The sequence below is a fragment of the Acetobacterium sp. genome (assembly GCF_030652775.1).
In the GTDB taxonomy this organism is placed as follows: Bacteria; Bacillota; Clostridia; order Eubacteriales; family Eubacteriaceae; genus Acetobacterium.
On record NZ_JAUSPS010000029.1, the window covers coordinates 43,978 to 68,382 of the forward strand.

25 protein-coding genes are annotated in these 24,405 nt (G+C 44.5%); 22 read left to right on the plus strand and 3 right to left on the minus strand.

What is annotated here, in order from left to right; translation table 11 throughout:
- The first annotated feature begins 22 nt into the window (after positions 1-22).
- From Q7J41_RS04975 to Q7J41_RS05015, 9 genes are all read left to right on the plus strand, one after another.
- Positions 23-1,042, plus strand: a complete 1,020-nt coding sequence (locus Q7J41_RS04975; protein ID WP_304885815.1) for an ABC transporter permease — start codon at positions 23-25, stop codon at positions 1,040-1,042.
- The gene (locus Q7J41_RS04980) at positions 1,009-1,914 is read left to right on the plus strand and encodes an ABC transporter permease (protein WP_304885816.1); all 906 of its coding nucleotides are present in this window, start codon (positions 1,009-1,011) and stop codon (positions 1,912-1,914) included. The genes Q7J41_RS04975 and Q7J41_RS04980 overlap by 34 nt, the downstream gene beginning before the upstream one ends.
- A 42-nt stretch (positions 1,915-1,956) precedes the next feature.
- Positions 1,957-3,543, plus strand: a complete 1,587-nt coding sequence (locus tag Q7J41_RS04985; RefSeq protein ID WP_304885818.1) for an ABC transporter substrate-binding protein — start codon at positions 1,957-1,959, stop codon at positions 3,541-3,543.
- A 93-nt stretch (positions 3,544-3,636) separates the two neighbouring features.
- A complete protein-coding gene (locus Q7J41_RS04990) occupies positions 3,637-4,656 on the plus strand; it encodes an ABC transporter ATP-binding protein (RefSeq protein ID WP_304885819.1) in 1,020 nt (339 codons plus the stop codon).
- Positions 4,653-5,576, plus strand: a complete 924-nt coding sequence (locus tag Q7J41_RS04995; protein ID WP_304885822.1) for an ATP-binding cassette domain-containing protein — start codon at positions 4,653-4,655, stop codon at positions 5,574-5,576. Before Q7J41_RS04990 ends, Q7J41_RS04995 begins: the two co-directional genes overlap by 4 nt.
- A gap of 337 nt (positions 5,577-5,913) precedes the next feature.
- Positions 5,914-6,852, plus strand: coding sequence for a glycosyltransferase family 2 protein (locus Q7J41_RS05000; protein ID WP_304885824.1), 939 nt, complete (start codon positions 5,914-5,916; stop codon positions 6,850-6,852).
- Positions 6,853-8,340 carry a hypothetical protein gene (locus tag Q7J41_RS05005; protein WP_304885825.1) on the plus strand — a complete coding sequence of 496 codons (1,488 nt, stop codon included), beginning with the start codon at positions 6,853-6,855 and terminating at the stop codon, positions 8,338-8,340.
- A 116-nt stretch (positions 8,341-8,456) separates the two neighbouring features.
- Entirely contained in the window at positions 8,457-9,437 is a 981-nt protein-coding gene (locus Q7J41_RS05010) for a biotin--[acetyl-CoA-carboxylase] ligase (RefSeq protein WP_304885827.1), read from the plus strand.
- Between the two features lie 10 nt (positions 9,438-9,447).
- On the plus strand, positions 9,448-10,032 hold the full coding sequence (locus tag Q7J41_RS05015; protein WP_304885829.1) for a biotin transporter BioY: 585 nt from the start codon (positions 9,448-9,450) through the stop codon (positions 10,030-10,032).
- Positions 10,033-10,084: 52 nt separating this feature from the next.
- On the opposite strand, the gene Q7J41_RS05020 is transcribed toward Q7J41_RS05015, so the two are convergent.
- Both Q7J41_RS05020 and Q7J41_RS05025 read right to left on the minus strand, forming a co-directional pair.
- Positions 10,085-11,443: a sensor histidine kinase KdpD gene (locus Q7J41_RS05020; protein ID WP_304885830.1), complete on the minus strand. Its 1,359-nt coding sequence runs from the start codon at positions 11,441-11,443 to the stop codon at positions 10,085-10,087.
- On the minus strand, positions 11,440-12,159 hold the full coding sequence (locus tag Q7J41_RS05025) for a response regulator transcription factor (RefSeq protein ID WP_304885831.1): 720 nt from the start codon (positions 12,157-12,159) through the stop codon (positions 11,440-11,442). Before Q7J41_RS05025 ends, Q7J41_RS05020 begins: the two co-directional genes overlap by 4 nt.
- Before the next feature lie 148 nt (positions 12,160-12,307).
- On the opposite strand from Q7J41_RS05025, the gene Q7J41_RS05030 reads away from it, so the two are divergent.
- From Q7J41_RS05030 to Q7J41_RS05040, 3 genes are read left to right on the plus strand one after another with little or no spacing between them, the layout of a single operon-like run.
- Positions 12,308-13,222 (plus strand): ABC transporter ATP-binding protein, encoded by a 915-nt coding sequence (locus Q7J41_RS05030; protein WP_304885832.1) that lies wholly within the window; start codon positions 12,308-12,310, stop codon positions 13,220-13,222.
- Positions 13,219-13,971 carry an ABC transporter permease gene (locus Q7J41_RS05035; RefSeq protein WP_304885834.1) on the plus strand — a complete coding sequence of 251 codons (753 nt, stop codon included), beginning with the start codon at positions 13,219-13,221 and terminating at the stop codon, positions 13,969-13,971. Before Q7J41_RS05030 ends, Q7J41_RS05035 begins: the two co-directional genes overlap by 4 nt.
- A 3-nt stretch (positions 13,972-13,974) precedes the next feature.
- Positions 13,975-14,709 (plus strand): ABC transporter permease, encoded by a 735-nt coding sequence (locus Q7J41_RS05040; protein ID WP_304885836.1) that lies wholly within the window; start codon positions 13,975-13,977, stop codon positions 14,707-14,709.
- A 117-nt stretch (positions 14,710-14,826) separates the two neighbouring features.
- Here Q7J41_RS05040 and Q7J41_RS05045 read toward each other — a convergent pair whose 3' ends face one another.
- Entirely contained in the window at positions 14,827-15,930 is a 1,104-nt protein-coding gene (locus Q7J41_RS05045; protein ID WP_304885838.1) for a ComEC/Rec2 family competence protein, read from the minus strand.
- 216 nt (positions 15,931-16,146) lie between these two features.
- Between Q7J41_RS05045 and Q7J41_RS05050 the strand changes: the two genes are divergently transcribed.
- The 10 genes from Q7J41_RS05050 to Q7J41_RS05095 all read left to right on the plus strand — a co-directional run bounded on the left by Q7J41_RS05050 (position 16,147) and on the right by Q7J41_RS05095 (position 24,286).
- On the plus strand, positions 16,147-17,130 hold the full coding sequence (locus Q7J41_RS05050; RefSeq protein WP_304885840.1) for a lipoate--protein ligase: 984 nt from the start codon (positions 16,147-16,149) through the stop codon (positions 17,128-17,130).
- Positions 17,131-17,155: 25 nt separating this feature from the next.
- Positions 17,156-17,395: a biotin/lipoyl-containing protein gene (locus Q7J41_RS05055; protein ID WP_304885842.1), complete on the plus strand. Its 240-nt coding sequence runs from the start codon at positions 17,156-17,158 to the stop codon at positions 17,393-17,395.
- A gap of 13 nt (positions 17,396-17,408) precedes the next feature.
- Positions 17,409-18,263, plus strand: coding sequence for a lipoyl synthase (gene lipA, locus Q7J41_RS05060; RefSeq protein WP_304885844.1), 855 nt, complete (start codon positions 17,409-17,411; stop codon positions 18,261-18,263).
- On the plus strand, positions 18,263-19,243 hold the full coding sequence (locus Q7J41_RS05065; protein WP_304885846.1) for a lipoate--protein ligase: 981 nt from the start codon (positions 18,263-18,265) through the stop codon (positions 19,241-19,243). Before lipA ends, Q7J41_RS05065 begins: the two co-directional genes overlap by 1 nt.
- 254 nt (positions 19,244-19,497) lie before the next feature.
- Complete coding sequence (locus Q7J41_RS05070) at positions 19,498-20,982, plus strand: arylsulfotransferase family protein (protein ID WP_304885848.1); 1,485 nt, start codon at positions 19,498-19,500, stop codon at positions 20,980-20,982.
- Positions 20,983-21,016: 34 nt separating this feature from the next.
- On the plus strand, positions 21,017-21,388 hold the full coding sequence (locus tag Q7J41_RS05075) for an arsenate reductase family protein (protein ID WP_304885850.1): 372 nt from the start codon (positions 21,017-21,019) through the stop codon (positions 21,386-21,388).
- A gap of 105 nt (positions 21,389-21,493) precedes the next feature.
- Positions 21,494-21,694, plus strand: coding sequence for a hypothetical protein (locus tag Q7J41_RS05080; RefSeq protein ID WP_304885853.1), 201 nt, complete (start codon positions 21,494-21,496; stop codon positions 21,692-21,694).
- A gap of 381 nt (positions 21,695-22,075) precedes the next feature.
- Positions 22,076-22,669 (plus strand): TatD family nuclease-associated radical SAM protein, encoded by a 594-nt coding sequence (locus Q7J41_RS05085; RefSeq protein ID WP_304885855.1) that lies wholly within the window; start codon positions 22,076-22,078, stop codon positions 22,667-22,669.
- A 33-nt stretch (positions 22,670-22,702) separates the two neighbouring features.
- Positions 22,703-23,443 carry a UPF0489 family protein gene (locus Q7J41_RS05090; RefSeq protein ID WP_304885857.1) on the plus strand — a complete coding sequence of 247 codons (741 nt, stop codon included), beginning with the start codon at positions 22,703-22,705 and terminating at the stop codon, positions 23,441-23,443.
- A 42-nt stretch (positions 23,444-23,485) separates the two neighbouring features.
- Positions 23,486-24,286 (plus strand): hypothetical protein, encoded by an 801-nt coding sequence (locus Q7J41_RS05095; RefSeq protein ID WP_304885859.1) that lies wholly within the window; start codon positions 23,486-23,488, stop codon positions 24,284-24,286.
- Positions 24,287-24,405 lie beyond the last annotated feature (119 nt).

Sequence of the window (24,405 nt, forward strand, 5' to 3'; positions counted from 1 at the left end):
CCATAAGGTGGGAGTGTGAGGATTGAACAGCAAATCGATGTTAATTGAGAAAATAGTCAAACGAACCCTATGGTTTTTACTTTCGATGCTGCTTTTATCAATTGTGGTTTTCTACTTTGCTCGTCTGGCGCCAGGTGATCCGCTACAGTCATATTATGGAGATGCAGTCGAGTCGATGACATCCCCTGAATTGGATGCCGCAAGGGAACGGTTGGGATTGGATGGTCCCATCGCACTCCAATATGTTAAATGGATCAGCAATGCTGCTCAAGGTGATTTTGGGATGTCGTTAAAATACAAAATGCCGGCATTGGATGTGATTGCCCCGTTAATCGGAAACACCCTGATTCTGGGGGGCGTTGCCTATATCCTGGTATTTGCGCTGGCAACGATACTGGCATTATTTTGTGCCATGCATGAAGACACCTGGATTGACCGGATTATCTGTAAGGTGGGAACGGCGGCTTATTATATCCCGTCATTCTGGCTGGGAGTTGTATTGGTATTGATTTTTAGCATCAATCTGGGATGGCTTCCCAGTAGTGGCGCTTATGATATTGGTAAATCGGACGATCTTTTTAACCGCATCCAGCATATGATCTTGCCCCTAACGGTAATGATACTTAGTCATCTCTGGTATTACGCCTACATGATCCGAAATAAACTGCTGGATGAAATCCGAAAAGAATATGTGCTGCTGGCTAAATCAAAAGGATGTACGAAGTCGGAGATCGTTTTGAAACACTGTTTTCGAAATGTGGCACCAACCATTGTCAGCATTATGGCTATTTCCATTCCCCATGTTCTCAGTGGGACATTTATTGCTGAAGCCGTCTTTAATTATCCAGGGATTGGAGCGCTGTCGGTTACCAGTGCCAAATATCATGATTACAATTTATTGATGTTGATTGTTCTCATTACCGGCGTTATGGTTGTTTCCAGTAGTATTATTGCCCAGTTTATCAATGAAGCCATTGATCCCAGAATGAAATTAACGGAGGTGACCGCATGGAAGGAAACGCCACAGACCCCTTTGTCCTAGTCGGGGCGAATTACAAAACATACGAATCTGCAGAGAAAAAGATTTCCTTCTGGCAGCGAATAAAAAGTATGCCGATCCTGTCTATGGTTATTCTTGGGATTATCATTCTGGGCTGTATTTTTGCGGAACAGGTTTATAATCATGATCCGACCGGTTTTTATCTACAAAATCTTAATCAACCGCCAAACTCAGAATTTTATTTTGGCACTGATTCCCTGGGAAGAGATATTTATTCGATGATCTGGTATGGCGGCCGGGTATCCATTCTGATCGGTTTATTGGGGATGGCGATTATCACTGTGATTGGTGTTATTTATGGCTGTGTCAGCGGAACTGCGAATTCCCGGGTCGATTCAATCATGATGCGAATTCCTGAGCTGATAAACAGTATTCCTAACTTACTATTGATTTTATTGCTGACATCGGTCATGGGAACCCAGAATATTGTAAAAATATCATTTGTCATTGGGGTAACCGGATGGTGCGGTCTGGCGAGAATTGTCCGGAGTGAAGTCAGACAGATCCGCAGTAGTGAGTATGTCCTGGCGGCGCAATGTATGGGGAGCGGCTTTTTTCATATAATGATAAAACACCTGATTCCCAATTTTATCTCCACCATTATGTTTGTGGTAGTCTCCAGCATTGGACTCAGCATCTCTATGGAGTCTACGCTCAGCTTTCTGGGTTTGGGACTGCCCGTTGATGTCGTTTCCTGGGGCAGTATGCTGTCTCTGGCTAACAAAGCGTTGCTGTCAAATTCATGGTGGGTCATTATCTTTCCGGGAGTATTTCTGATTACCACCCTGGTGTGTGTTACCAATATTGCATACTATTTTAGAAAAGAAACAAATAAGCGGGAAAGTTATCTCTGATTTTTGAGATAGCGTTTAGTTAATTTTAGAGGAGAAAAAGTTATGAATGTAAAGAAAAAGATTGTCAAATTGTTAGTTGGGTTACTTTGTTTAAGCACCATGGTTAGTTTTACGGGGTGCTCGTCAGCATCAGCTGACCAAAAATCATCGACTGGGTCGGATTTGTCAAACACCCTGGTATACGCTGGGGAAACCGCAGATTCCATTAACCCGATTATTAACGAGGGCAGTGAATTGGCTGGGATCATTTTCTCAGGTTTGATGAAGTATGATGCATCAGGCAAGCCAATCATCGATTTGGCTGAAAGTTATACCTATGATGAGGGTTCATTAACATATACCTTTAAATTGCGGAAAGGGGTGAAATGGCATGATGGCCAACCGTTAACAGCACAGGATGTCGTTTTCACCTACGATAAGCTGACAAAAGATACCACCTTATCGGCCAGTGTATTAAGTAACTATACCGACATTACCAGCGTGACGGCAATTGATGACAACACCGTGGCGATTACGCTTTCCCAATTCAACGCCGCCATGCTGGATAATTTTACCATTGGAATTGCTCCCAAACATTTATTGGATGGTCAGGATTTGACCACAGCCTCCTTTAATCAGGCGCCTGTGGGAACCGGCCGCTACAAATTTGTTGAGTGGGATAAAACCGGAGGAACCATCACCCTGGAAAAGAATGTCGATTATTACGATAAGGTGCCAAATATTGATCGGGTAGTTTATAAAACCGTTGCGGTGGAAAATACTAAAGCATTGATGCTCGAATCCGGTGAAGCCGATTTAGCCTGGCTGAACGCAAACTATGCAGAAAAATTCCGAGGTAAAGATGGTTATAAAAATATCGATTTTACAACCGCCGACTATCGGGCGATTTCAGTGGATAATCGAACCGATTTCTGGATAAAAAACAAAGATTCTGTTGGGGTTCTCAACGATGCAATTGATAAAGAGTCCGTGGTTAAGAGTGTGCTCAATAATCAGGGAAGCTCCGCATACAGCCCGATTCAGTTAAATGCCTTTGGTGGAAATACTGCCGCTGATATTTATAAATTTGATCTGAACAAATTTGCCCAGGAAATGCAGGCATTGGGTTGGACAAAAGGAGCTGATGGCATTTATGAACGAAATGGGGAAAGATTCCATTTTACCATTCAGGTTCGGGATTACGAAGAAGAACGAATTGACATTGCCAACATTGTTTCAAAACAGCTAAAAGAAGCCGGTGTGGATATGGAAATTGTTCTGGTTACAAAATTTGACTGGAAATCGGGATACAATGGATTCTTATCAGGCTACGCTGTCGAATTTGATCCAGATGCACTTTATGCCCAATTTACCACCGATGGCAGTTCTAACACTATGAAATACTCAAACCCTGTCGTGGATGATTTATTGACAAAGGCCAGACATGAGAAAGATGTCACGGCCAGAAAAGACTTATATGGCCAATTTGAAGTAGCGTTCGCAAAACAGCCAGCTTCAGTACTGATTGCCTATCTGGATGGAAATTATGTCGGTATCAGTGGGCTTGAAGGACTCAATACCGATCGTGTTCTTGGACATCATGCCGTTGGTGTTATGTGGAATATTGAAGATTGGACGCTTAATAAATAATTAAGCGCAAAATAAAAGGCTGTAAGCATTCTTTGTTTGCCGGATGTTCAGTTGAGCATCCGGCATCTATCGATAGAATAGGGAGGGCAATAGATGGTGGAACCGATTTTGCAATTGAAAAACTTATCAGTGAGTTTTGATACTAAAAATGGTGAGGTTGAAGCGGTCAGAGATGTCAGTCTGACACTGAAAAAAGGTGAAATATTAGCCATTGTCGGGGAATCCGGCTGTGGAAAAACGGTGATGAGCCAAGCCGTTCTAAAACTGCTACCGAAAACTTCAAGAATCAAACAAGGGCAAATCATTGTCGATGGCGAAGACATTACCGACTATAAGGAAAAGGAAATGAGAAAACTGCGAGGTGGTGTTATGTCGATGGTTTTTCAGGATCCAATGACCACCCTCAACCCGACAATTCCGATTGGTAAACAGATAACAGAGGCTATTGTTAAACACAATAAAGTCAGTAAGGACGAGGCAAAGAAACGGGGAATCGAAATGCTCAATTTGGTGGGGATTAACAGAGAGGAAGAGATGTTTTCGTTGCAGCCACACTTTTTTTCCGGCGGAATGAGACAGCGTTGTGTACTGGCAATCGCCCTGGCATCAAATCCCCAAATTTTGTTTGCTGATGAAGCGACCACCGCGCTTGATGTAACGGTTCAGGCAAAAATATTAGACTTACTGTTAGATATCCGTAATAAAACCGGGATTTCCATTGTGTTTATTTCGCATGATCTGGGTGTTGTTGCCAGAATTGCCGATCGCGTGGCAGTAATGTATGCCGGAAAAATTGTGGAGATTGGAACCGCAGAAGATATATTTTATAACCCCAGACATCCCTATGTATGGGGACTGATGTCGGCTTTGCCGGCACTGACTAAGGCGGGTGAGTCGTTGGCCACCATTCCCGGAACCCCACCGATTATGCTAAACCCACCCCCAGGCGATGCGTTTGCGATACGAAATCGATATGCTCTCGCCATTGATTATGAAGAAATGCCCCCGATGTATGAAGTCTCACCCACCCATTATGCGGCAACATGGCTGATGGATGAAAAAGCACCCAAAATTAAACCACCAATTTCATTGAAAAGGATGGAAAAAGAATGATGAACTCAGAGCCAATTTTAAGTGTGTCAAATCTGCAGCAGCATTTTAAAATCAATAAAGATTTAACAATTAAAGCCGTCAATGGCGTCGATTTTGAGGTTAAAAAAGGCGAAGTGGTTGGTTTAGTTGGTGAAACGGGATCGGGTAAATCGACAGTTGCCCGAACCATCATGGGTATTTATCCGGCAACAGCGGGCGAAGTCTATTTTAAAGGAAATCTGATTTCGGACAAGGGGGTGTATCGAAAAAACAAAGGCGATATTAACAAAAATATGCAGATTATCTTTCAGGATTCAGCAGCAGCACTTAACCCCAGAATGACAATTGAAGAAATTATAACGGAGCCAATTGTTGTAAATAAATTGCTGCAAGACAAAAATAAAATTCAGGAAAAATTGGACACCCTTTTAATGGAAGTGGGACTAGATCACACCTTTAAAAAGAAATACCCAACCGAAATATCGGGTGGTCAGCGACAACGTGTTGCGATTGCCCGGTGTTTGAGCACAAGTCCGGATTTAATCATTGCTGACGAACCGATTGCATCACTGGATGTTTCCATACAGGCTCAAATAATCACCTTATTTCAGCGGTTGCAACGGGAGCATGGGTTTTCGTTTCTTTTGATTGCCCATGATCTTTCAATAATTAAATTTATCTGTGACAAGGTGGCAGTGATGCTCCATGGAAAGATTATGGAAATTGGGCCAACCGAAGAAATTTTCACAAGACCGGCTCATCCCTATACGCAGTCCTTATTATCAGCAGTGCCGGTGCCAGATCCAATTTATGAACGAAATAAAATATTAATTGATTATGATGCAAGAAGTGCGATAGAAGAAGCTGAAATGGTGGAATTATCACCAAAACACCGTGTTTTTAATAATTTTCCCAGCCTGGTGTTCCAAAAATTATATTAACTGACTAGGGTCAGTTTCAAAAACGATTATCGACCGTTATTTTTAAAAGGCCGATAATCATTTTTTTAGTTAGAATCCGGACAGTGCTAAGAAATCTCGCCAAAACAATTATTAAGACTTTAGAAGAAAATCTAGAAACTGCGGGCTTTTTTGATTCGATAAGACGATACGTGGTATAATAAAAAATATTAGCAGTAAAATCCTGTCTTGAAACCCAATGGAAAATCAAAGACAGGATTTATTTTTTTACAAAGGTATTTTGTGTTTTAGAGATTTTTATGTTTTAAGAGATTTGTTGTGTTTTTGAGGCGGATTAAAATAATGTTTAAGGTGAAGAATGATGGAGAAACAAACAATAAGTATGGTGATTCCTTGTTATTGTGAAGAAGAGGTCATTCCCCTTTTTTATGATACACTGGTGAATGAGGTTATTTCTCAGATGCCAACGGTAGATTTTGAGATTCTGTTTATTGATGATGGTTCTAAAGATAAGACCCTGACGATCATAAAAGATCTCAATAAAAAAGATCGTCGCATCAAGTACATATCCTTTTCCCGGAATTTTGGTAAAGAAGCGGCCATTTATGCCGGGTTAAACTATGCCACCGGGAACTACATCGGGATTATGGATGTTGATTTGCAGGATCCGCCGGCCTTAATCATGCCCATGTATGAGGCTCTAATTAATGAGGATGTTGACTGTGTGGCAGCCTGTCGTGAAAGCCGCGCCAAAGAATCGCGCATTCGTTCTTTTTTTGCAAAACGCTTTTACAAGCTGATCAATCGGATGACGGGCATGGAAATTGTCGAAGGGGCACGAGATTTTAGACTGATGAAGCGTTTTGTGGTCGAAGCTGTTTTGGCGGTCGGTGAGTATAATCGCTTTTCAAAGGGTATTTTTGAATGGGTTGGTTTCAAGACAAAATGGCTGCCCTATCAGGATGCTAAGCGAGCAGCCGGAAAAACAAAGTGGTCTTTTTGGGAATTATGCCTTTATTCAATGGAAGGGATCATCGGTTTTTCAACCGCACCGTTGGCCTTTGCCTCCGCCACGGGGCTGCTTTTTTGTGGACTATCCTTTGTGGCCATTGTCGTGATCATTATTCGGGAAATATTATGGCATGGTTCCGCCTATGGGTGGGCTTCGCTGGTGTGTTTGATTTTTCTGATCAGTGGGATTCAGTTATTCAGCATCGGGATTTTGGGTCAATACCTGGCCAAAACTTATCTGGAAACAAAAAAACGACCGATTTTCATTGTTAAGGAACGCAATTAAATGAAGACATCCAAAAATTCGCTTCTGGACTATGGAATTCTGGCGTTAATCGCGGTTCTTTTTCTACTGGTATTTGCTTATGGAACCAGCCCCCTGTTTATCGATAATTTTGGTATCTCCGATTCGGCGATATTTTTACTGATTGGTAAGGGCCTAACCGCTGGTTACATTCCCTATGTGGACTTATTTGATCATAAGGGGCCAGTCATGTTTTTTATCGAAGCCTTTGGCTGGTGGATCAGTCCCAATCGTTTTGGCAACTTTTTGGTGCAATGGCTTTTTATGGCCGCAAACCTGGTGCTGATTTTTAAAATGGGGCGATTGTTTTTAGCAAAAAAGTGGTGTTGGATTCCGGTTGTTTTCTTTTTGTTGATTCTGGCCGCCACCTTTGAAGGCGGAAACTTAACCGAGGAATATAGTTTGCCGTTTCTATTTTTACCGCTATACCTGGCCACAAAATATTTTAAGTTAGAGCCGCTGGGAAAGGCCAAGCATCCGCCACTCTATGCGCTGGTGTATGGGATCTGCTTTACGCTGATCATCTTTATCCGCTTAAACAACAGCGTGTTTATTGGTGCGATCGTCTTAGTCGTGATGATCCAATTGCTGGCCAATCAGTCGTTTCGCAATTTTTTTGATAATGTCCTGACATTTCTTAGTGGTTCGATTTTTGTCTGTTTACTGGTAGCTATTTATTTTTTGGCAAATCATGCTTTGGGTGATATGATTTATGGAACCTTTCTGTTTAATCTCAAATATGCTGGGGGGATGTCAGGGATATCAACACCAGAGGAGTTTGTGAAATTTGGTTATGGCATTACTCCAGTGATTTTTTCTTTTAGTATGGGCGTTTATTATTTGCTGAAAAAAGTAAGTAAAGAAATCGGCTGGTTATTAATCACCGGATCCCTGACAACCTTTTTTTCGCTGCTACTCGGCGGGGTTTTCTACCATTATTTTATCTTAACGACGCCATGCTTTGTTTTGGCCATTATTTTACTGATTGAGCTCTATGTAATAAATGGGAAAATGCTGATCCAAGAAAATTATCGCGTGGTGCTAGTCGGAGTATTGGCACTGCTGCTGATAACGGTGGGCAGCTACCTGAACTTTGCAGATCAGACGGTTCGGGAAATTGTTGCCGAACAACCGAATAACAGCTATTATGAAGATGCCCAGACCATCAAAAATTTAATCCCGGCTGACGATTTAGACAGCGTTTTGGGTTATTCGGTTCCCGCCGGATGGTTTCTAAAGGCGGATATCACACCCTGTTATAAATATTTTACGATGCAGGAATGGTGGGGTCGCTACGATCCGCAGGTGCTTATTGATACCAATAAGCTACTGGAAAATGATCCGCCTAAATGGATCGTTTTAAATAATGATCCCCAACAAAACCAGACGCTCTATGCTGTTCTGGGGAAGAAATATGAATTAATCACCAAGGATACGGTCATTTCTTTATACCATCTCAAAAGTGAATAAATAAAATGAGTAAATAAAACCCGGTAACCGGGATGAAAAGCGATTGTCGACCATTTAAACTAAAATGGTTGACAATCGCTTTTCTTTTGGTTAGAATAGCAACAAGAGGTGATGAAATGTCGACAAAACAAAAATTATTACAAACCTTGGAAGAAAATCGCGATACCTATCTCTCCGGAGAAGTGCTGGCCAGCACCATGGCTGTCTCGCGGTCAGCCATCTGGAAGGCCATCAAAACACTAAAAGAAGCAGGTTATGAAATAGAGTCCACCACCAACAAAGGCTACCGGTTAAAAAGCGAATCGGATCTGATGTCGGCGGAAGGAATACATCCCTGGCTGTCCCCGACCAATCAGGAGCTTGAACTGATTGTCTATCAAACCGTTGGCTCTACTAATCAGGAAGCCAAGAAATTGGCACTGGAAGGGGCAAAAACGGGAACTGTTATTATCGCTGAAGAGCAAACCCAGGGACGGGGCCGAATGGGCCGTTCCTTTTATTCACCGCCCAAAAGCGGGATTTATTTAAGTCTGGTGCTGCGACCCGATGTGGCCGCCCGGGATGCGGTGCTGTTAACCACCGGCGCATCGGTGGGGGTTTGCCGGGCCATCAAAAAAGTGACGGGTATTGATACCCAGATCAAATGGGTCAATGATATTTATCGGGGCGACCGGAAAATTGTCGGGATTCTCACCGAGGCGGTGACTAACTTTGAGAACGGACAGTTCGAGTTTGTGATCATCGGCATCGGGGTGAATTTTAAACAGTCGGAAGCGGCTTTACCGAAAGAGCTGGAAGACATTGTCGGGACGCTATTTGATGAAAAACCGGATGCCCTGACCCGTAATCGGCTGGCGGCAGAAATTATCAACGAGGTCTTAACTATCTGTGACGATCTGACTAATCGGAATTTTTTAGAGGAATACAAAACCCACTCGATGGTTTTAGGAAAACAGATTAAGGTTTTTCGGAACAATGAATGGGAAGTGGCAACCGCCCTGGACATCAGTGACGAAGGTGGTTTAATTATCAAAAATCAATTTGGACAGACGGAAACCCTGAATTCAGGAGAAATCAGTATTAGAAAATTAGAATAGGATGGAAGAAATGATCGAAAAAAACAGAATCAATAAAAATACCCTCAATATAAGAATGCTGGTGCTGTGCGGTCTGTTTTCCGCATTGATCGTGGTGGGGGCGATGATTAAAGTGCCGCTACCGGGAATACCTTTAACCCTCCAGACGATGTTTGTACTTCTGGCAGGGCTGTTGCTGGGTTCCCGAGGCGGTCTGATTGCGGTCTTAGTGTATATCTTTATGGGTCTGGTGGGTTTGCCGGTGTTTACCGGTGGCGGCGGATTAATGTATGTCTTTAAACCAACCTTCGGCTATATTATTGGTTTTGCACTGGGCGCCTATGTCACCGGATGGTTGGCGGAAAGAAACCCTAATAACTCAACTAGGCAGATGATTATCGCAGCGGTGGCTGGAACCGCCGTCATCTACGCCGTGGGATTACCTTGGTATTATGTGATCCTCAATTATTATCTGAATACGCCAGTGGGAGCGGCAACGGTAATGATGTCGGGATTTGTGATGACTCTACCGGGGGGGATAATCAAGATTGCCCTCAGCGTACTGTTGGCCAAACGACTGGCACCGATGATCGGGCGAGGGATGCTCGCAAAATAATTTTGTGAAAGCCGCTGGATGAAGTAGTATAGCTATAAAGATAGGATACGTATTAAGCGTTAAAAACAAGTGCAGCCGCACAGCCCTGGTGGGGCAGATTTTCAAAAACAACGCTCCCGCCATGGATTTTCATGATCCGACGAACAATAATCAGTCCCAAGCCGTGGTTTCCGAGTAATAGCGATTCATCCAGTCCCCCTGAATTTTCTAGCAGTTCAGGGGGATAGCCTTTGCCATCATCACTGACTTTAATCTCCAGGCCGACCGTCGATTTAGTTACCGATAGTTTAATATCACAGCCCCGGGGATTGTGCCGGATGCTGTTTTCAATCAGGTTGGTCAGTGCCCGACGAAGCAAGGCCTGGTCGCAAAGTAAAATGGGGCTGTTGGTTTCTTCGGTCACATCGACAGCGAGTGAATAGGGGGTAGTGAGACCATCATTGATAAAATCGACCGCTACGCCCCGGATTAAGGCGGCGGGCGAAACCCGAGCCAGCTCCATCGGTTGGGCATTGTACTCCAGTTTGGAAGCCAGGTTTAAATCGCTGATCAGGGACTTGATTCGTTGACTCTGTTGACGGATAATCCGAGCCTGATTTTGTTCGGTGGCGGGCAGTCTAGGGTTGTTTTCCAGTTCGCTGGCGTAACCCATCACCATCGATAGCGGGGTACGGATATCGTGGGAAACCCCGGCAATCCATTCCGTCCGAGCCTGATCCCGGTGAGCCAGTTGTTGTTCCTGCTGGAAAAGAATCACCGATGTTTCATTAAGAATCCTTGCCACTTCCCCGGTAACACCTCCGGTGGGCAGTGCCAGGGGTTCTTTTTTGGGTAGCGTGGTAATGCCGTTATACAGGGGCTTCAGCTTGCGGTAGAGCCAGAGTCCCAGAAACAAGGCCAGCACCAGAGCCGACAGTACGTTCAAGATCAAAAAACCGAGCAGTAAACCGGGGACATGGGAAATGGTATCTTCGGTGGAGGTAATATTGTATTTCCAGATGCTACTTTTAGGGTCGCCTAGAACCAGTAAACCGTCGGGATGTTCCCAAACCGAGACCGGATAGTCGTTGAGATACCAACGGCTGAAGGAGGCCACATCAGTAAGGGTGTATTGCCGGGGAATATCCCCAGGCAGGTTTTTGTTCCAGATCACCTGACCATCCCGGTCAATCAGCATCGCCCAAACATATTGTTCTTCCATCATCGCAGCGGCAGAGGGATTAAGTGCATAAGTCCCCTCGGTGTTGGTTAGTCCATCGGAAATATCGGCAATGGCATATTTAAGGGGCTGACTTCCAGAATATTTAAACATCCAGTTGGTGGTGAACGCCATATTGATGGTGACTAACAAGAGTGCAATTGCGGCTGTCAGCAGAATCGAACGGGTGATGATTTTTCGCAGACTTTTCATTGCTTGGTTTCCTTGGCCAGTTTATAACCCATACCCCGGATGGTCAGCAGATATTGGGGTTGGGAGGGATCCACCTCGATTTTTTCTCGGAGCCGCCGGATGTGGACCATCAGGGTGTTTTCATAGCCATAGAGATCATCATCCCAGGCGCTGCGACAGAGGCTGTCGGCGGTGACGATATTGCCTTGGTTTTCCCAGAGCTTTTTCAGCAGGGCGTGCTCCTTGGCAGTCAGGTTTTTTTCACCATCACCAGTCTTAACGATGCCGCTTTTAAAATTGACGGTCACCGCCCCCAGCACCAGCGTTTCGTCAGGTAGCGGCTGAGTCAGCAGCGGCTGGTAAACCCGCCGCAGGATTCCGCTTAAACGCAGCACCAGCTCCCGGGGCAGAAAGGGTTTGGTAATGTAGTCATCGGCACCCAGCCCCAGTCCCAGGAGCCGGTTCTCATCCTCATCCCGAGCCGACAAAAACAGCATTGGCACATTTGACTGCTGCCGCAGTTCCTGCATCAGCGAAAACCCGTCGCCATCCGGCAGCGTTACATCAAAAATTACCCCATCGGGCTTTTCTAAAGCAAAAAGCGCCCGCGCCTGCCGACAGTTTTCGGCGCTTATAATCTGAGCAAAACCTGCCTGGTGAAGGATTGTTTTTAATAAATTGATAATTTCCGGTTCGTCATCGACAACCAGAAGCTTTGCTTCGAAAATTGTTTTCATTCGAATCACCCCCAAGTTATTATACCCGAAAAAATTGTTGGTGTTAGCATAAGCGATCAAAATTAAGGTAAAAGTAAGGCCGGTGACAACCCGCCGTAAGGTTCGTCGGCTATCATAAAGGTATCGAAAAAAGAAGGAGTGCATGATTATGAGCAATATTATCGAGACTGAGGGTCTCAGCAAACAATATGGAAATGTTTATCGGGTCAAGGATGTCGATCTGTCGGTGCCGGAAGGGGCGATTTATGGATTTCTGGGGCCCAACGGCGCCGGAAAATCGACGACACTGAAGATGATTCTGGGGTTGGCAAAGCCCACAGAAGGGGAGATCACGGTTTTTGGAAAACGGGTCAACAGCAAAAACCGTCTGGAAAATCTTAAAAATGTTGGTTCTCTGATTGAGTCTCCCAGCTATTACGGGCATCTAACCGGAGAGGAAAATCTGCGGATCTTTCAAACGCTGCGGGGGGTATCCAAACAAAACATTGCCGAAGTTCTAAAAATTGTCCGGCTGGAGAATCAGCAGAACAAAAAAGTCAGCCAGTATTCGCTGGGGATGAAACAGCGGTTGGGGCTGGCCAGTGCGTTGTTGGGCTATCCCAAGCTGCTGATTTTGGATGAACCCACCAATGGGCTGGATCCGGCCGGGATTTCGGAAATGAGGGAACTGATTCAGTCGCTGCCGCAAAAATTTGGCATGACCGTGGTGGTCTCCAGCCACCTCTTAAGCGAAATTGATCAGCTGGCCACTCGGGTGGGGATCATTCGCGAAGGAGAACTGGTTTACCAGGACAGCCTGACCAAGCTGCATCAGTACAGTAAACAGCATCTGGCGGTGCGAACCATGAATAATGAGGTGACCAAATCATTCCTTAGTCGAAACGGCGTGGCCTGGGAAGCTGAGGATGATTATCTGATTATCCCGCAGATGAAAGATACGATGATAGCCGAAATCAGTAAGGCGCTGGGACAGAATAATATTGGCCTGGTTCGGATTGAAGAACGAAAAAAAAGCCTGGAGGATATTTTCCTGGAGCTGACGGGAACGGCGGTGAGTTTATGAGCGCCGCAATCGGGATGGAGGTCTTAAAAACAAAGGGTCGCAAGATCTGGCTGGTGGTGGCGGTGATGATGGCGGTTCAGCTGCTCTGGGCCGGTTGGGCTATTTCCAACAAGGATGCCAATGATCTGGTCCAGGGCTGGATGTTTTTTCTCTACCAGTTTCCGATGCTCAATTGCATCATCATGCCGGTAATCGCCGCAGTAGTCGCTTCGCGTCTGAGTGATGTGGAGCATAAGGGTCAAACCTTTAAGTTGCTGGAAACCATTATTCCGGCGCAGCGGATCTTTGCTGCCAAGTTTATCTGGGGCAGTATCTATATGCTTGGCGCCGCCCTGGGACAGCTGGCCATTATGATCGGCATGGGTTTTGTTCTGCATTTTGGTGGACCGGTGCCCTGGGGCGCGCTGGCGAGTTATCTGTTTTTTACCCTGGTGGTGAGTCTGACCATATATATCTTCCAGCAGGGGGTCTCGATGTTCGTTGCCAATCAGATGGTACCGATGACCCTGGGACTCATCGGCGGTTTTATCGGTCTATTCAGTATGTTTTTCCCCCAGGGCTTGCAAAAGCTGATTCTGTGGAGCTATTATGGGGTGCTGATGCAGGTTGGCATGAATTGGGATCAGACCACCCGGGCGACTGATTTTTACTGGACGGCCATCGATTGGTCAGGGCTCGGTTTGATTTTGGTTTTCTTTGTACTGATTTATGGAATCGGCCGAATTTTATTTGTGAGAAAAGAGGTCTGAGCGATGCTGATACGTGTTTTAAAAGCAGAAATGATCAAGATGCGCCACAGTCCGGTGTGGCTGGCTTTTTTACTGATTCCCATTATTCCGGCCTTTATGGGAACCTTTAATTATTTGAACAACCTGGGAATGTTGGAGAATCAGTGGTACAGCCTGTGGACCCAGCATACGATCTTTACCTGTTATTTTTTCCTGCCGGTATTGATTGGAATCTATGCGTCCTATCTTTTTCGGTTGGAACATGCCAATCATAATTGGAATGCGGTGATGACCGCCCCGGTTCCAATAACACAGGTATTTATGGCTAAACTGATGATGGGCTGGCTGATGGTGATGCTGACCCAGCTCTGGATTGGACTGTTGTTTATCATTTCGGGATTCCTGGCCGGGCTGGCGGGACCGATCCCGCCGGAATTACCAGTCTGGCTGTTGTTTGGAGCGTTGGGGGGCATGGTGGTATGCGCTTTGCAGCTTTGTCTATCGCTGGTGATTCGCAGCTTTGCCGTGCCGGTGGGGATTGCTCTGATGGGTGGGATTGCCGGGTTGGCTTTGTTGTCGCAAGGCTATGGCATCTATTTTCCCTATGCGCTAATAACCCTGGGTATGCGAGCCAACGATCCGGCGGCACCGATGTCGGTGGGCGAAATTTCCTTTCTGATCGCCTGTGCTGCTTTTATCGCTGGCTTTTGTCTATTTGCCATCACCTGGTTAAAACGGCGGGATGTCGTAACTGGTTAATCAATGGCGGGTAAACATAAAGTAAAAGAAACAGCAAAATAGAAAACAAAAAAATAGGCCAGTGTTTAGCGGAGATGACTACCGCTAAACACTGGCCTTGATAATTTTCTTGCTGTTTTAGCTTGGCGGTTTGCAAATTCCACAAGGTGTCAGTCCTTGGGCATGCACCTCTTCCAGACTGTTTAGATAAATCCGGTTGGATTCTTTCGGCAAACCGGAACAGCTGGGCAGATGATAAACCTTGGAGTTTTTATTGCCAATATAAGTGGCGGTTTCTGCCGTGGCCTCATTTGCTGGCGTTTCCGAAACGGGGTTGGTTGTTGAGGCGAGACCATTATCTACATCCTGATATGGTTGGGTTGGGGTAACGCCATTTTTGTTAAAGTTCAACTGATCGCCTTCACTGGTGGCAATAATAGTTCCCAGCAGGTCGGTGCGGAAAATGGTAGAACCCGCATCGTTAAGCCGGCTCAGGGTTTCCTCATGGGGATGGCCGTAGTCGTTGTTCACCCCGCAGGAGATCACTGCATAACGGGGGTTGACCGTCCGCAGAAACAGATAACCGGTGGATGAGTAGCTGCCATGATGACCGACCTTGAGGACATCGGCCGCCAGATCGAGGTTCGCAGCCAACAGTTCTTTTTCAGCCACTTCTTCCATATCGCCCGTCAGCAGAAAGCGATGGCTGCCATGGGTTACCTTCATCACGAGGGAATCATCATTGACGTCCTCATGGACATTGAGTGGGCCTAAAAAATTAATGACAGAGCCGCCAAAAGCCATGGCCGTTCCCGGGCTGGGGGTGGATATGGGAATATTTTTACTTGCGGCCGCGGCGATCAGGTTTTTGGAAGCCTTGGTTTCCTCGGAGTCGGTCAGATATAAATTGCCGACATCCAGATTGGCAACCACATCGGTCAGCCCACCGGCATGGTCATTGTGGTTGTGGGTGGCCACCACATAGTCCAGTTGGGTGATGCCCAGATCGGCAAGATAGTCAATGATTTCGTGGCCATATTCCGGATTGCCGCTGTCAATCAGCATCGTTTCGTTGTTATCCACCAGCAGCACGGCATCGCCCTGACCAACATCGAGAAAGTGAACCGCCAGCGAATCTTCGGGCGAAAAGGTGGTCTGAGTGCCGGTTAAAAACTGACAGCCAGTGACGATAATAAGTACGCTTAAAATAAGTGCGGTAATAAGCAAAAGTTTTCGTTTCATTTTCAATTCCTCCGTGGCTTTATTTTAGCATATTTAAGGAAGAATTGCCTGTTGTTTAAGCTGTTCAAATCCGGTTGCGAAGGCGGGTTTCATTTAAAGGTCAGAAAGATGATCAAATTAAAGTAGACGATCAGGCTGCGCTCAGGTAGAATAAAGTTATACTTCAGATATGCTGGAGAAGTCGGATACCAGGATGGGAAAGAGAGGAGACTGCGGGTGAAGGTTTTTGACAGCACTAATACGGACGTTTATTTTAACCTTGCGATGGAAGAATACTTGTTTAAGAACTGTGTTGATACTGAATATTTGCTATTATGGAAAAACCATAACAGCATCGTCTTGGGAAAACACCAGAATATTTTTGAGGAAATCAATTTAGCCGCCGTGGCGGAATCAGGGATCCCCGTGGCCAGACGAAACACTGGTGGAGGGACGGTCTTTCACGATGAGCAGAATCTTAACTATTCATTTATCAGTAATAGTGAAGGTGATGGATTCGCCAATTATGAGCAGTTTTTGACCCCGGTGATCAAGGCACTAAATGAGATGGGAATACCGGCAGTAAAAAGAAGAACCAGCGATATTGCCATCGGAGAACAGAAAATATCCGGGTCTGCCCAAACGGTTAAAAAGGGAAGAGTTCTTCATCACGGAACCCTGCTGTACAATTCGGATCTTAGCCTGCTTAAAAATCTGCTGAAAACCACCGCCGGAAAAATCACATCGAAGTCGGTTAAGTCGGTTAGAAGTGAGGTTACTAATATCAAAAAACATATGACCGATCAATCGATGACAATGGCGGCGTTTAAGGACACGTTACTCGAGAAACTGTTGCCGGATGGATTTGAAAAGGTAAGTCTGACGGAAGCAGATATTCAAGCGATCCAGATCCTGGTGGATGAAAAATATTCGCAGTGGGAATGGAACTACGGTCAATCGCCGAAGTTTTCATTTGAAAAAGATAATACGCTTCTTAGTATGAAAGGAATAAAAACACAGCTTGATGTTAAACTGGAAATTATCAAAGGCAGAATTGCCAAGTGTGAAGTGACAGTTGACGGTTTGGCAAATGCTGAATTGATCGAGCGTCTTACCGGCGCCAGATATGGTTATCAAGAAGTGTTACATAAATTGGAAGAAACCCGGTTTCATGAAGCGTCTCAAATAAAGATAGCTAAGCTAACTAATTGTTTTATTTAAAATACTGAAAAAAGGAGAAACTAAGATGAAAAAAAACATTCAAATGCCAAAATTAAGTGAACAAATGGAAACCGGGGTGTTGGCGGCCTGGAATAAAGAAGCTGGTGATGTAGTAAAGAAGGGTGAGGTACTTTTTGAAATCGAAACCGAAAAGGTGGTCAGCGAAGTTGAAAGTATGGAATCTGGCGTTCTGGAAGCGGTTTTTTTCGAAGCGGGCGATGAAATAAAAGTGGATGAAATCATTGCTGTCATTAAATGTGATTGATTAAGGGGACAAAATGGAAAAGAAACCAGAATGGTTAAAGGTCAGCTACAATAAAGAGGCCGTGGAAGAAGTCACTGGGTTGATGGCCAAACTGAAACTGAATACCGTCTGCAAAGAAGCGAATTGCCCCAATCTGGGGGAGTGCTATAAAAAACGTACTGCTACCTTTATGATCTTAGGCAGTATTTGCACCCGTCACTGCCGCTTCTGTAATGTCTCCAGTGGGGTGGTGGAAACGGTTGATCCCAAAGAGCCCCAGCATCTGGCAGAGGCCGTAAAAGAGCTGGATTTAAAACATGTGGTGATCACCAGTGTCACCCGGGATGACCTGGAGGATGGCGGAGCCAAACACTTTGCTGATACCATCAACGCCGTGCGGGTATTAAATCCGGGGGTTTCGATAGAGGTGCTGATTCCTGATCTGCAAGGGGTTGAGGAACACCTGGACATTGTCATTGCAGCCAACCCGGATGTGATTAATCATAACGTCGAAACCGTCCGGGAATTTTACCCGGAGGTTCGGCCTGAAGCTGACTATGATCGATCCATAGCGGTGCTGGAGTATGTCAAAAGAAAGGCGCCCCATATCAAAACAAAGACCGGTATTATGGTGGGGCTGGGAGAGACCGATGAACAGGTTTTTAAGGTCATGGATGACAGTTTAAACGTTGGCTGCGATATTTTTACCATTGGTCAGTATCTGCAGCCATCGCCAAAACATATTGCCGTTAAAGCTTATGTGACCCCGGAAAAGTTTGCAGAATACAAGAAAATTGGGGAAGCAAAAGGCTTTCACTATATTGCCAGCAGTCCCCTGGTGCGTAGCTCGTACCGGGCGGAGGAAGCTCTGGAAGGAGGAAAAAGCTGATGATTTATATCGAAAACAACTCCACCGATCCGTTTTTTAATTTTGCGTTGGAATACTACCTTATTACCGAAAAACAGTTGCCGGAGGATCAGATTTTTATTTTCTGGCGAACCGAGCCAACCCTGATGATTGGCAAGTACCAGAACACCATCGAAGAAATTAACGAAGATTATGCTAAAAAGAATGGGATCAAGGTAGTGCGACGCATCACTGGCGGCGGTACCATCTACACCGACATGGGGGGATGGCAGTTCAGTTTTATCACCAAAGGGCTGGCGGAAACCATCGATTTCAACAAGTATATCGGCCCGGTGATTGAAGGCTTGAAAAAACTGGATGTACCGGCTGAATTTAATAGCCGCAATGATCTGGTTATTCACGGCAAAAAGTTTTCTGGCAACGCCCAGTGCATGCTAAACGGATATACCCTCCATCATGGCTCACTGTTATTTGATACTGATTTTGAACAGATGGTTAAATGTCTGACGGTGGATGATTATAAAATCATTTCTAAGGGCATTAAATCCGTTAAGGAACGGGTGACCAATATTTCAGAGCACTTAACCAAGCCGATCGATACCGATACGTTTAGAAAATTGATGGTAGAGAGCATCATGCAGGGCTCCAAGGCGGAATATCAACTAACGGCGGCAGATCTTGACCGGATCAACGCCATTGCCAGAGAAAAATTCGCCAGTTGGGAATGGAATTATGGCAAATCACCCAAGTTTAATATCACCAGAACCGGCCGCTTTGACGGTGGCAAAATGGAATTTAAACTGGATGTGAACAATGGTAAAATAACCGACTGCACGATCTACGGCGATTTCTTCGGAACCATGGACATCAAGGTCTTGAGTGATGCGCTCATTGGCACCACCTATAATAAGGAAAGCATTAAAAAAGCGATTGCAGCCAGTGGTATCAAACAAGGATTCTACCAGATCAATATTGACGAACTGGCCGATATTATCTGTTAAAAGTCATGCCCCATCGCATCATTGATGGGGTTTTTTCATGCCAAAAATTAAGAGATAATTTCCGGCCTTTACCTTTTTACGGGAATACGTTACAATAGTTTGGTGAGTGGATGGTTCGTTCATTGAAGAAAATCAAAGTAAGGTCATATGAAAATTTAAAGAAGCTGTGATAAAATCATTTCGATGTTAAAAATACAAAGGCGTATTTACAAAAATGACATTGACATGATTGGGGATCAGAAGGAGACGAATTTATGGATAGTTCAAGAAAATTTCTTATTGTATCAATCAGTGCGGCGGTGCTGTTGATCATTTTAGTCAGTTGCACGCTGGCCTACTCAGGGCGGGATAATACCCTGATGTCAGACAAAACCCTGAGCTTTGAAATCAACGGATTTAATGTGGAGCTGCCGCTTTCAGAAAACGATGCGGTGTACGATGCGGTGAGTTTGAGCAGTATCACTGAAAATAAAATAAAATTACTCAATGAAGTTGGGGCTACCGTCAAAATAGACGGCAAGGGCATTGGCGCCGGGACAACGATTGATTTAAAGCTTGACGAGCTTTCGTCCAGTGAACTGATAAAAATTCAGGTGGGCAATGAAAAGGATGAGCGGGTGATTTATCTGCGAACTCTGTCATCCCAGCTGCCGGAAATTATTCCTGCTGGAGCAAGCAGCTATGATGGAAATTACTTTGCCGCAGTGGCAACCGGAGGGGCGGCCTTATACGAACTGAATAATCAGGGTGAAGTTGTTTATTATATCGCCAAGTCAGCGGAAGAAGCCAACGGCGAATCCTATCGCGATTTCAAAAAGCACGTTTATGAAAATGGCACTGTCCGTTACAGCTATCAACGGGTATATGGCGACAGCAACGGTATTGGTTATGCCGTCGGCGAACGGGTGATCCTGGATGATCGGTATCAGGAAATAGATGTTATTACCCTGGCTCAAAGTGATCGGACAAAAGCAGGAGATCCGGTCGATGGCCGGGATTTCATCTTAATTGATGATAACCATTATATTGTCGAAGCTTCCCAATTGGTGCTGGTTCAGAATGTGCCGGACGGTTTGGGCGCCAACGCAATGGGAGTAAAGGTGGTTCGCAACCTGATTCAGGAAGTCAAAGATGATCAGGTAGTTTTTGAGTTTACCACCGATTCCCATCCGGAATTTTATGGCCTGAGCGTCGCAGATCATGATTACAGCAATACCACCAGCCAGAGTCCCGATTATGCAGGATTGAATCGGATGATCATCGATCCTGCCGATAATAATCTGATTGTCTCCTTTGGAAACATGAATACAATTATGAAAATCGATCGGGAAACCCGGGATGTCATCTGGAAATTATCCGGCAACGGTGATGAATTTGGAATGTCACCGGAACAAAAAACATCGGGACAAAGCGATTTGGCGATCACCGCTGAGGAAGAATTAACCGTATTTGACAATGCCACTAGCACCGGTCAAACGCGAATCCTGAAAATAAAACTGGATGAAGCCAATAAGAAAATCATCGGATACCAGGAATATAAGGTGCCGGAAAAAACTTCCCTGGCTTACGGCAGTGCTCAGAAAATCGGCGACAACATTGAAGTCTACACGATTGGATGGGGTCTGCTTAAAGACGGCAAAGTAGCGATTTCTGAAATAGATTTTAACACTGGAAAAAAACTGCTGGAAGTTACCTTGCCTCAGGGCGTGGCCAATGATCGGGTTCAAAAGTTCAAATAGATAAAAAGTTTAAATAAGGGAATCGAGGCTAAACATGAAACCATTATTTTTATGCTACCCTAAATGTTCAACCTGTCAGAAAGCGAAAAAGTTTCTGGCAGAAAATCAGATCGATGTGGAAGAACGGCATATTGTCGAGGATCATCCCCACAAAGACGAACTGATTAAATGGATGAGTCTTTACCAGGGTGACGCCAAAAAATTTTTTAATACCAGCGGTCTGGTTTATCGGGATATGGCATTGAAAGACCAGGTTAAAACAATGACGCCCGAACAGATGGCAGAAGTATTGGCCACCAATGGGATGCTGGTGAAGCGGCCACTGGTTATCTTGGCCGATACTGTCCTGATTGGCTTCAAAGAAGAGCAGTGGAAAGCCGCATTATTGACCAATAAGCAGGATTAATCCCCAAAGTGGCCGTTATTTTTTCCTATAAATGATTTGTAAGCGCAGCAGTGATGGTCTATAATGAAAAAAGGATTATTAATCGAATACAAAGGAGAAAGTTAAATGTCACGAAAAACCATTGAAAAATTCAAAAAACAACCTGAGACTGATGTGGTGGAAATAGTTGAAATGGAACTGACTGAATATACCTACCCCAAAAGCGGAATCGGTATCTGTCCCCAATGCGGCGGCAAAATGAACGGCGTTGGGCTTGACTGGGAATGTGAAGGCTGTGACTTAAAGCTTGTTGGTCCGGTATTTTAAAGAAAACAGACGAATAAAGAACCGAAGGAAGCACATTTGCCAACAAAGTCGATTGGAAGATGTGCTTTTTTATTTGACAACGCACTGAAGATTCCAGCAGCTGGAGCCGGAAGAAAACTTAAATAATTCCCGATGACAAGAGGAATAATTAGGGATGTTCCTAAAAAAATCATGATTTAACGTGACATCATGATTAAATATGGTAAAATGTTGATAACTTTTTATATGATTTGTTTGAAAGCAATGAGTGGAGAAAACAATTTGACCGCATATCTGAACTGCATATCTGAACTGCATATCTGAATGCTTCGCAAGTACTGACGAAGTCAACGGATCGGCGAAGAAAAATAAAAGATAAACAAATTCCTGGAGGAAAATAAAATGACGATTACCTATGAATTAGGGAAATCTTTATATGTGAACATAACGAATCGATGTAGCAACGCCTGTACGTTTTGCGTAAGAAAAGATGAACCGACAATTAATGGAGTTGACGATCTCTGGCTGGAGAAAGAACCAACTCAGGAAGAAATACGAGAAGATATCTTAAAACGGGATCTGGATCAATATGATGAGCTTGTTTTTTGCGGATACGGAGAACCGACCTATCGTTTGGACGAAATCTGTGCCATCGCCAAAGATGTGAAAAAAAGCCATGCGATCCCAATTCGGCTTAACACCAACGGTCATGGCAACCTGATCTTTAAAAAAGACATGACCCCGCTATTAAAAGATGCCATTGATGTGGTGTCGATCAGCTTAAATGCTAAAAACAAAAATGAATACGATGAATTGTGCCGTCCTGTTTTTGAAGATGCCTATGACGAGCTGTTGGAGTTTGCCCGACTGGCGGGAAGATATACCAAAGTGGTTTTAACTATTGTCGATATACTGCCCATTGAGGATCAGGAAGCCTGTCGTAGAATCAGTCAATCGGTGGGAGCCGAATTACGGGTTCGTTCATATATTGATTAATAATAATTGGCAGCTGGGGGAATTGATCCTGACATGAGTGACAGTAATTTAAATCCCCGCTGCCTGAGCATCGGTGGTAAAGACATCTGGGTCGTCGACGACCATCAATATGTGCTGCTGATCTGGGGAACCTTGTTTCAAACCCGAAAACAACCAATGGTGCTGGTGAGTATTGATTATCATCCAGACACCAACCCGCCGTTCTGGCTATGGGCTTATCAAAAAGCCATGGCCATCGATCCTGATCGGGAAGCGGAACTGGTCGAAAAATTTCAGCGTCGAATGCTGGCCGCCCTGGAGCCGCTCGATTTGGATAGTGTCCAAAGGGTCATCGGTCAGATGCGCAATGATGAACATATCAATACCGCCATGGAATTAGGCTATTTGAGGGATTACCACATGATTAATTGTATGGAAAAACACGTTTATTCAAGGGGCAGTCACTATCTGGTTCCGGAAAACCAATGTGGCAGCCTTGAAGACGCCATGTTTAAAAGCATCGAACTGCCACTGGAAAAGATCAGCGCCGCGGATTTGATCCTTGACATTGATCTGGACTATTTTTTGCGCTTGCAGAATTTCGAGCTGGATCTCGATCAAAACAGCATTTTTGCAGATCTGGTCAAGCAGGCTCAGGTCATCACCGTAGCGCGGTCAAAAAGCTATTTTGATTTTTTGAAAAATGATGAATTTACCATTGAAAGCTGCGAAGAAAAGCTTGTCAACTTGCTGGGAAAAATCATGTGTAAACAAATAGATGATCAAAACAAGTGACCCCCTTACGTAGTAGCAAATAAGATGATGGGAGATAGCCATATGGGAAAACACAGTGAAGAGACCCGCCTTATTAATCGGCCAAAAGACCAATGTGAAGCACACCTGTTGGCTTTTGACATCGGCAAATATGAACTAAAAAACCATATCGCAGACAAAGAAGAAAGTCTGATTGTTTTCCATACGAAGATTGTTTTTGTTGACAATGGCCAGCGGATTACGGTAAAGCTAAAAAATGTTGATGACCACTCGACCGAAGTTAACGTGCGGTCAGAGCTGATTTCAAACGTTCAGATAAATGATCGCAGCACCAATAAAAATAATATCAAGACCATATATAGCTATCTGAATCAAGAAAAAACAGCCGCTCAGGAACAACAACCGGAAAGTGCCAGAAATAATCAACAGCCCAAAACGAAAAAGAAGTTGTTTTCCTGGGGCAAAAACGGCTCCAATGTAAAAATATCAATTATGGCCAGCTATCTCGGTGGTTACAAAGAATTTGAAAAATCCATTAAAGGAACCCTGGAAATTCATGAAGCCGGCATTGATTTTGCGGTAATGGGACCCAAGTTTACGATTCAATTTTCGGATATTAAATCCGTCATCATTGCTTCAACACTGGATATTGAACAAAATCAGGCCTGGCAGGCGATCTGCTTTAAAGACGAACTCAAAAAAGATAAAACCGATCACGAAAAAGCGAAGAAAAATAAGCTGGTCGTTACCTACCAGAATGAATCGGGACAAAGCCAGTGTATTTTCAGAGCCGACAATTCGTTTGAGGTGGAAAAGAGTGTTTTAAAAGCGCAGACATTGATCCAGGAATTGATGGAAAAATAAAATCAAAAAAAGATTGACAAACGAAATAGGACGACGTATAATAGAGAAGTTGAAATAAACAATAACTAAATATACATAGCAAATAGGGATAAGGAACATCAATTGCTGTAAAAACCTTT

Excerpts from the sequence above, each read along its gene's own strand:
- Q7J41_RS04995 (WP_304885822.1), top strand. The coding sequence starts at position 4,653 with ATGATGAACTCAGAGCCAATTTTAAGTGTGTCAAATCTGCAGCAGCAT.
- Q7J41_RS05075 (WP_304885850.1), top strand. The coding sequence starts at position 21,017 with ATGAAACCATTATTTTTATGCTACCCTAAATGTTCAACCTGTCAGAAA.
- Q7J41_RS05020 (WP_304885830.1), bottom strand. The coding sequence starts at position 11,443 with ATGAAAAGTCTGCGAAAAATCATCACCCGTTCGATTCTGCTGACAGCC.
- Q7J41_RS05010 (WP_304885827.1), top strand. The coding sequence starts at position 8,457 with ATGTCGACAAAACAAAAATTATTACAAACCTTGGAAGAAAATCGCGAT.
- Q7J41_RS05070 (WP_304885848.1), top strand. The coding sequence starts at position 19,498 with ATGGATAGTTCAAGAAAATTTCTTATTGTATCAATCAGTGCGGCGGTG.
- Q7J41_RS05080 (WP_304885853.1), top strand. The coding sequence starts at position 21,494 with ATGTCACGAAAAACCATTGAAAAATTCAAAAAACAACCTGAGACTGAT.
- Q7J41_RS05085 (WP_304885855.1), top strand. The coding sequence starts at position 22,076 with ATGACGATTACCTATGAATTAGGGAAATCTTTATATGTGAACATAACG.
- lipA (WP_304885844.1), top strand. The coding sequence starts at position 17,409 with ATGGAAAAGAAACCAGAATGGTTAAAGGTCAGCTACAATAAAGAGGCC.
- Q7J41_RS05055 (WP_304885842.1), top strand. The coding sequence starts at position 17,156 with ATGAAAAAAAACATTCAAATGCCAAAATTAAGTGAACAAATGGAAACC.
- Q7J41_RS05025 (WP_304885831.1), bottom strand. The coding sequence starts at position 12,159 with ATGAAAACAATTTTCGAAGCAAAGCTTCTGGTTGTCGATGACGAACCG.
- Q7J41_RS05095 (WP_304885859.1), top strand. The coding sequence starts at position 23,486 with ATGGGAAAACACAGTGAAGAGACCCGCCTTATTAATCGGCCAAAAGAC.
- Q7J41_RS05035 (WP_304885834.1), top strand. The coding sequence starts at position 13,219 with ATGAGCGCCGCAATCGGGATGGAGGTCTTAAAAACAAAGGGTCGCAAG.
- Q7J41_RS05065 (WP_304885846.1), top strand. The coding sequence starts at position 18,263 with ATGATTTATATCGAAAACAACTCCACCGATCCGTTTTTTAATTTTGCG.
- Q7J41_RS05000 (WP_304885824.1), top strand. The coding sequence starts at position 5,914 with ATGATGGAGAAACAAACAATAAGTATGGTGATTCCTTGTTATTGTGAA.
- Q7J41_RS05090 (WP_304885857.1), top strand. The coding sequence starts at position 22,703 with ATGAGTGACAGTAATTTAAATCCCCGCTGCCTGAGCATCGGTGGTAAA.
- Q7J41_RS05015 (WP_304885829.1), top strand. The coding sequence starts at position 9,448 with ATGATCGAAAAAAACAGAATCAATAAAAATACCCTCAATATAAGAATG.
- Q7J41_RS05045 (WP_304885838.1), bottom strand. The coding sequence starts at position 15,930 with ATGAAACGAAAACTTTTGCTTATTACCGCACTTATTTTAAGCGTACTT.
- Q7J41_RS05030 (WP_304885832.1), top strand. The coding sequence starts at position 12,308 with ATGAGCAATATTATCGAGACTGAGGGTCTCAGCAAACAATATGGAAAT.
- Q7J41_RS04990 (WP_304885819.1), top strand. The coding sequence starts at position 3,637 with ATGGTGGAACCGATTTTGCAATTGAAAAACTTATCAGTGAGTTTTGAT.
- Q7J41_RS05040 (WP_304885836.1), top strand. The coding sequence starts at position 13,975 with ATGCTGATACGTGTTTTAAAAGCAGAAATGATCAAGATGCGCCACAGT.
- Q7J41_RS05005 (WP_304885825.1), top strand. The coding sequence starts at position 6,853 with ATGAAGACATCCAAAAATTCGCTTCTGGACTATGGAATTCTGGCGTTA.
- Q7J41_RS04985 (WP_304885818.1), top strand. The coding sequence starts at position 1,957 with ATGAATGTAAAGAAAAAGATTGTCAAATTGTTAGTTGGGTTACTTTGT.
- Q7J41_RS04980 (WP_304885816.1), top strand. The coding sequence starts at position 1,009 with ATGGAAGGAAACGCCACAGACCCCTTTGTCCTAGTCGGGGCGAATTAC.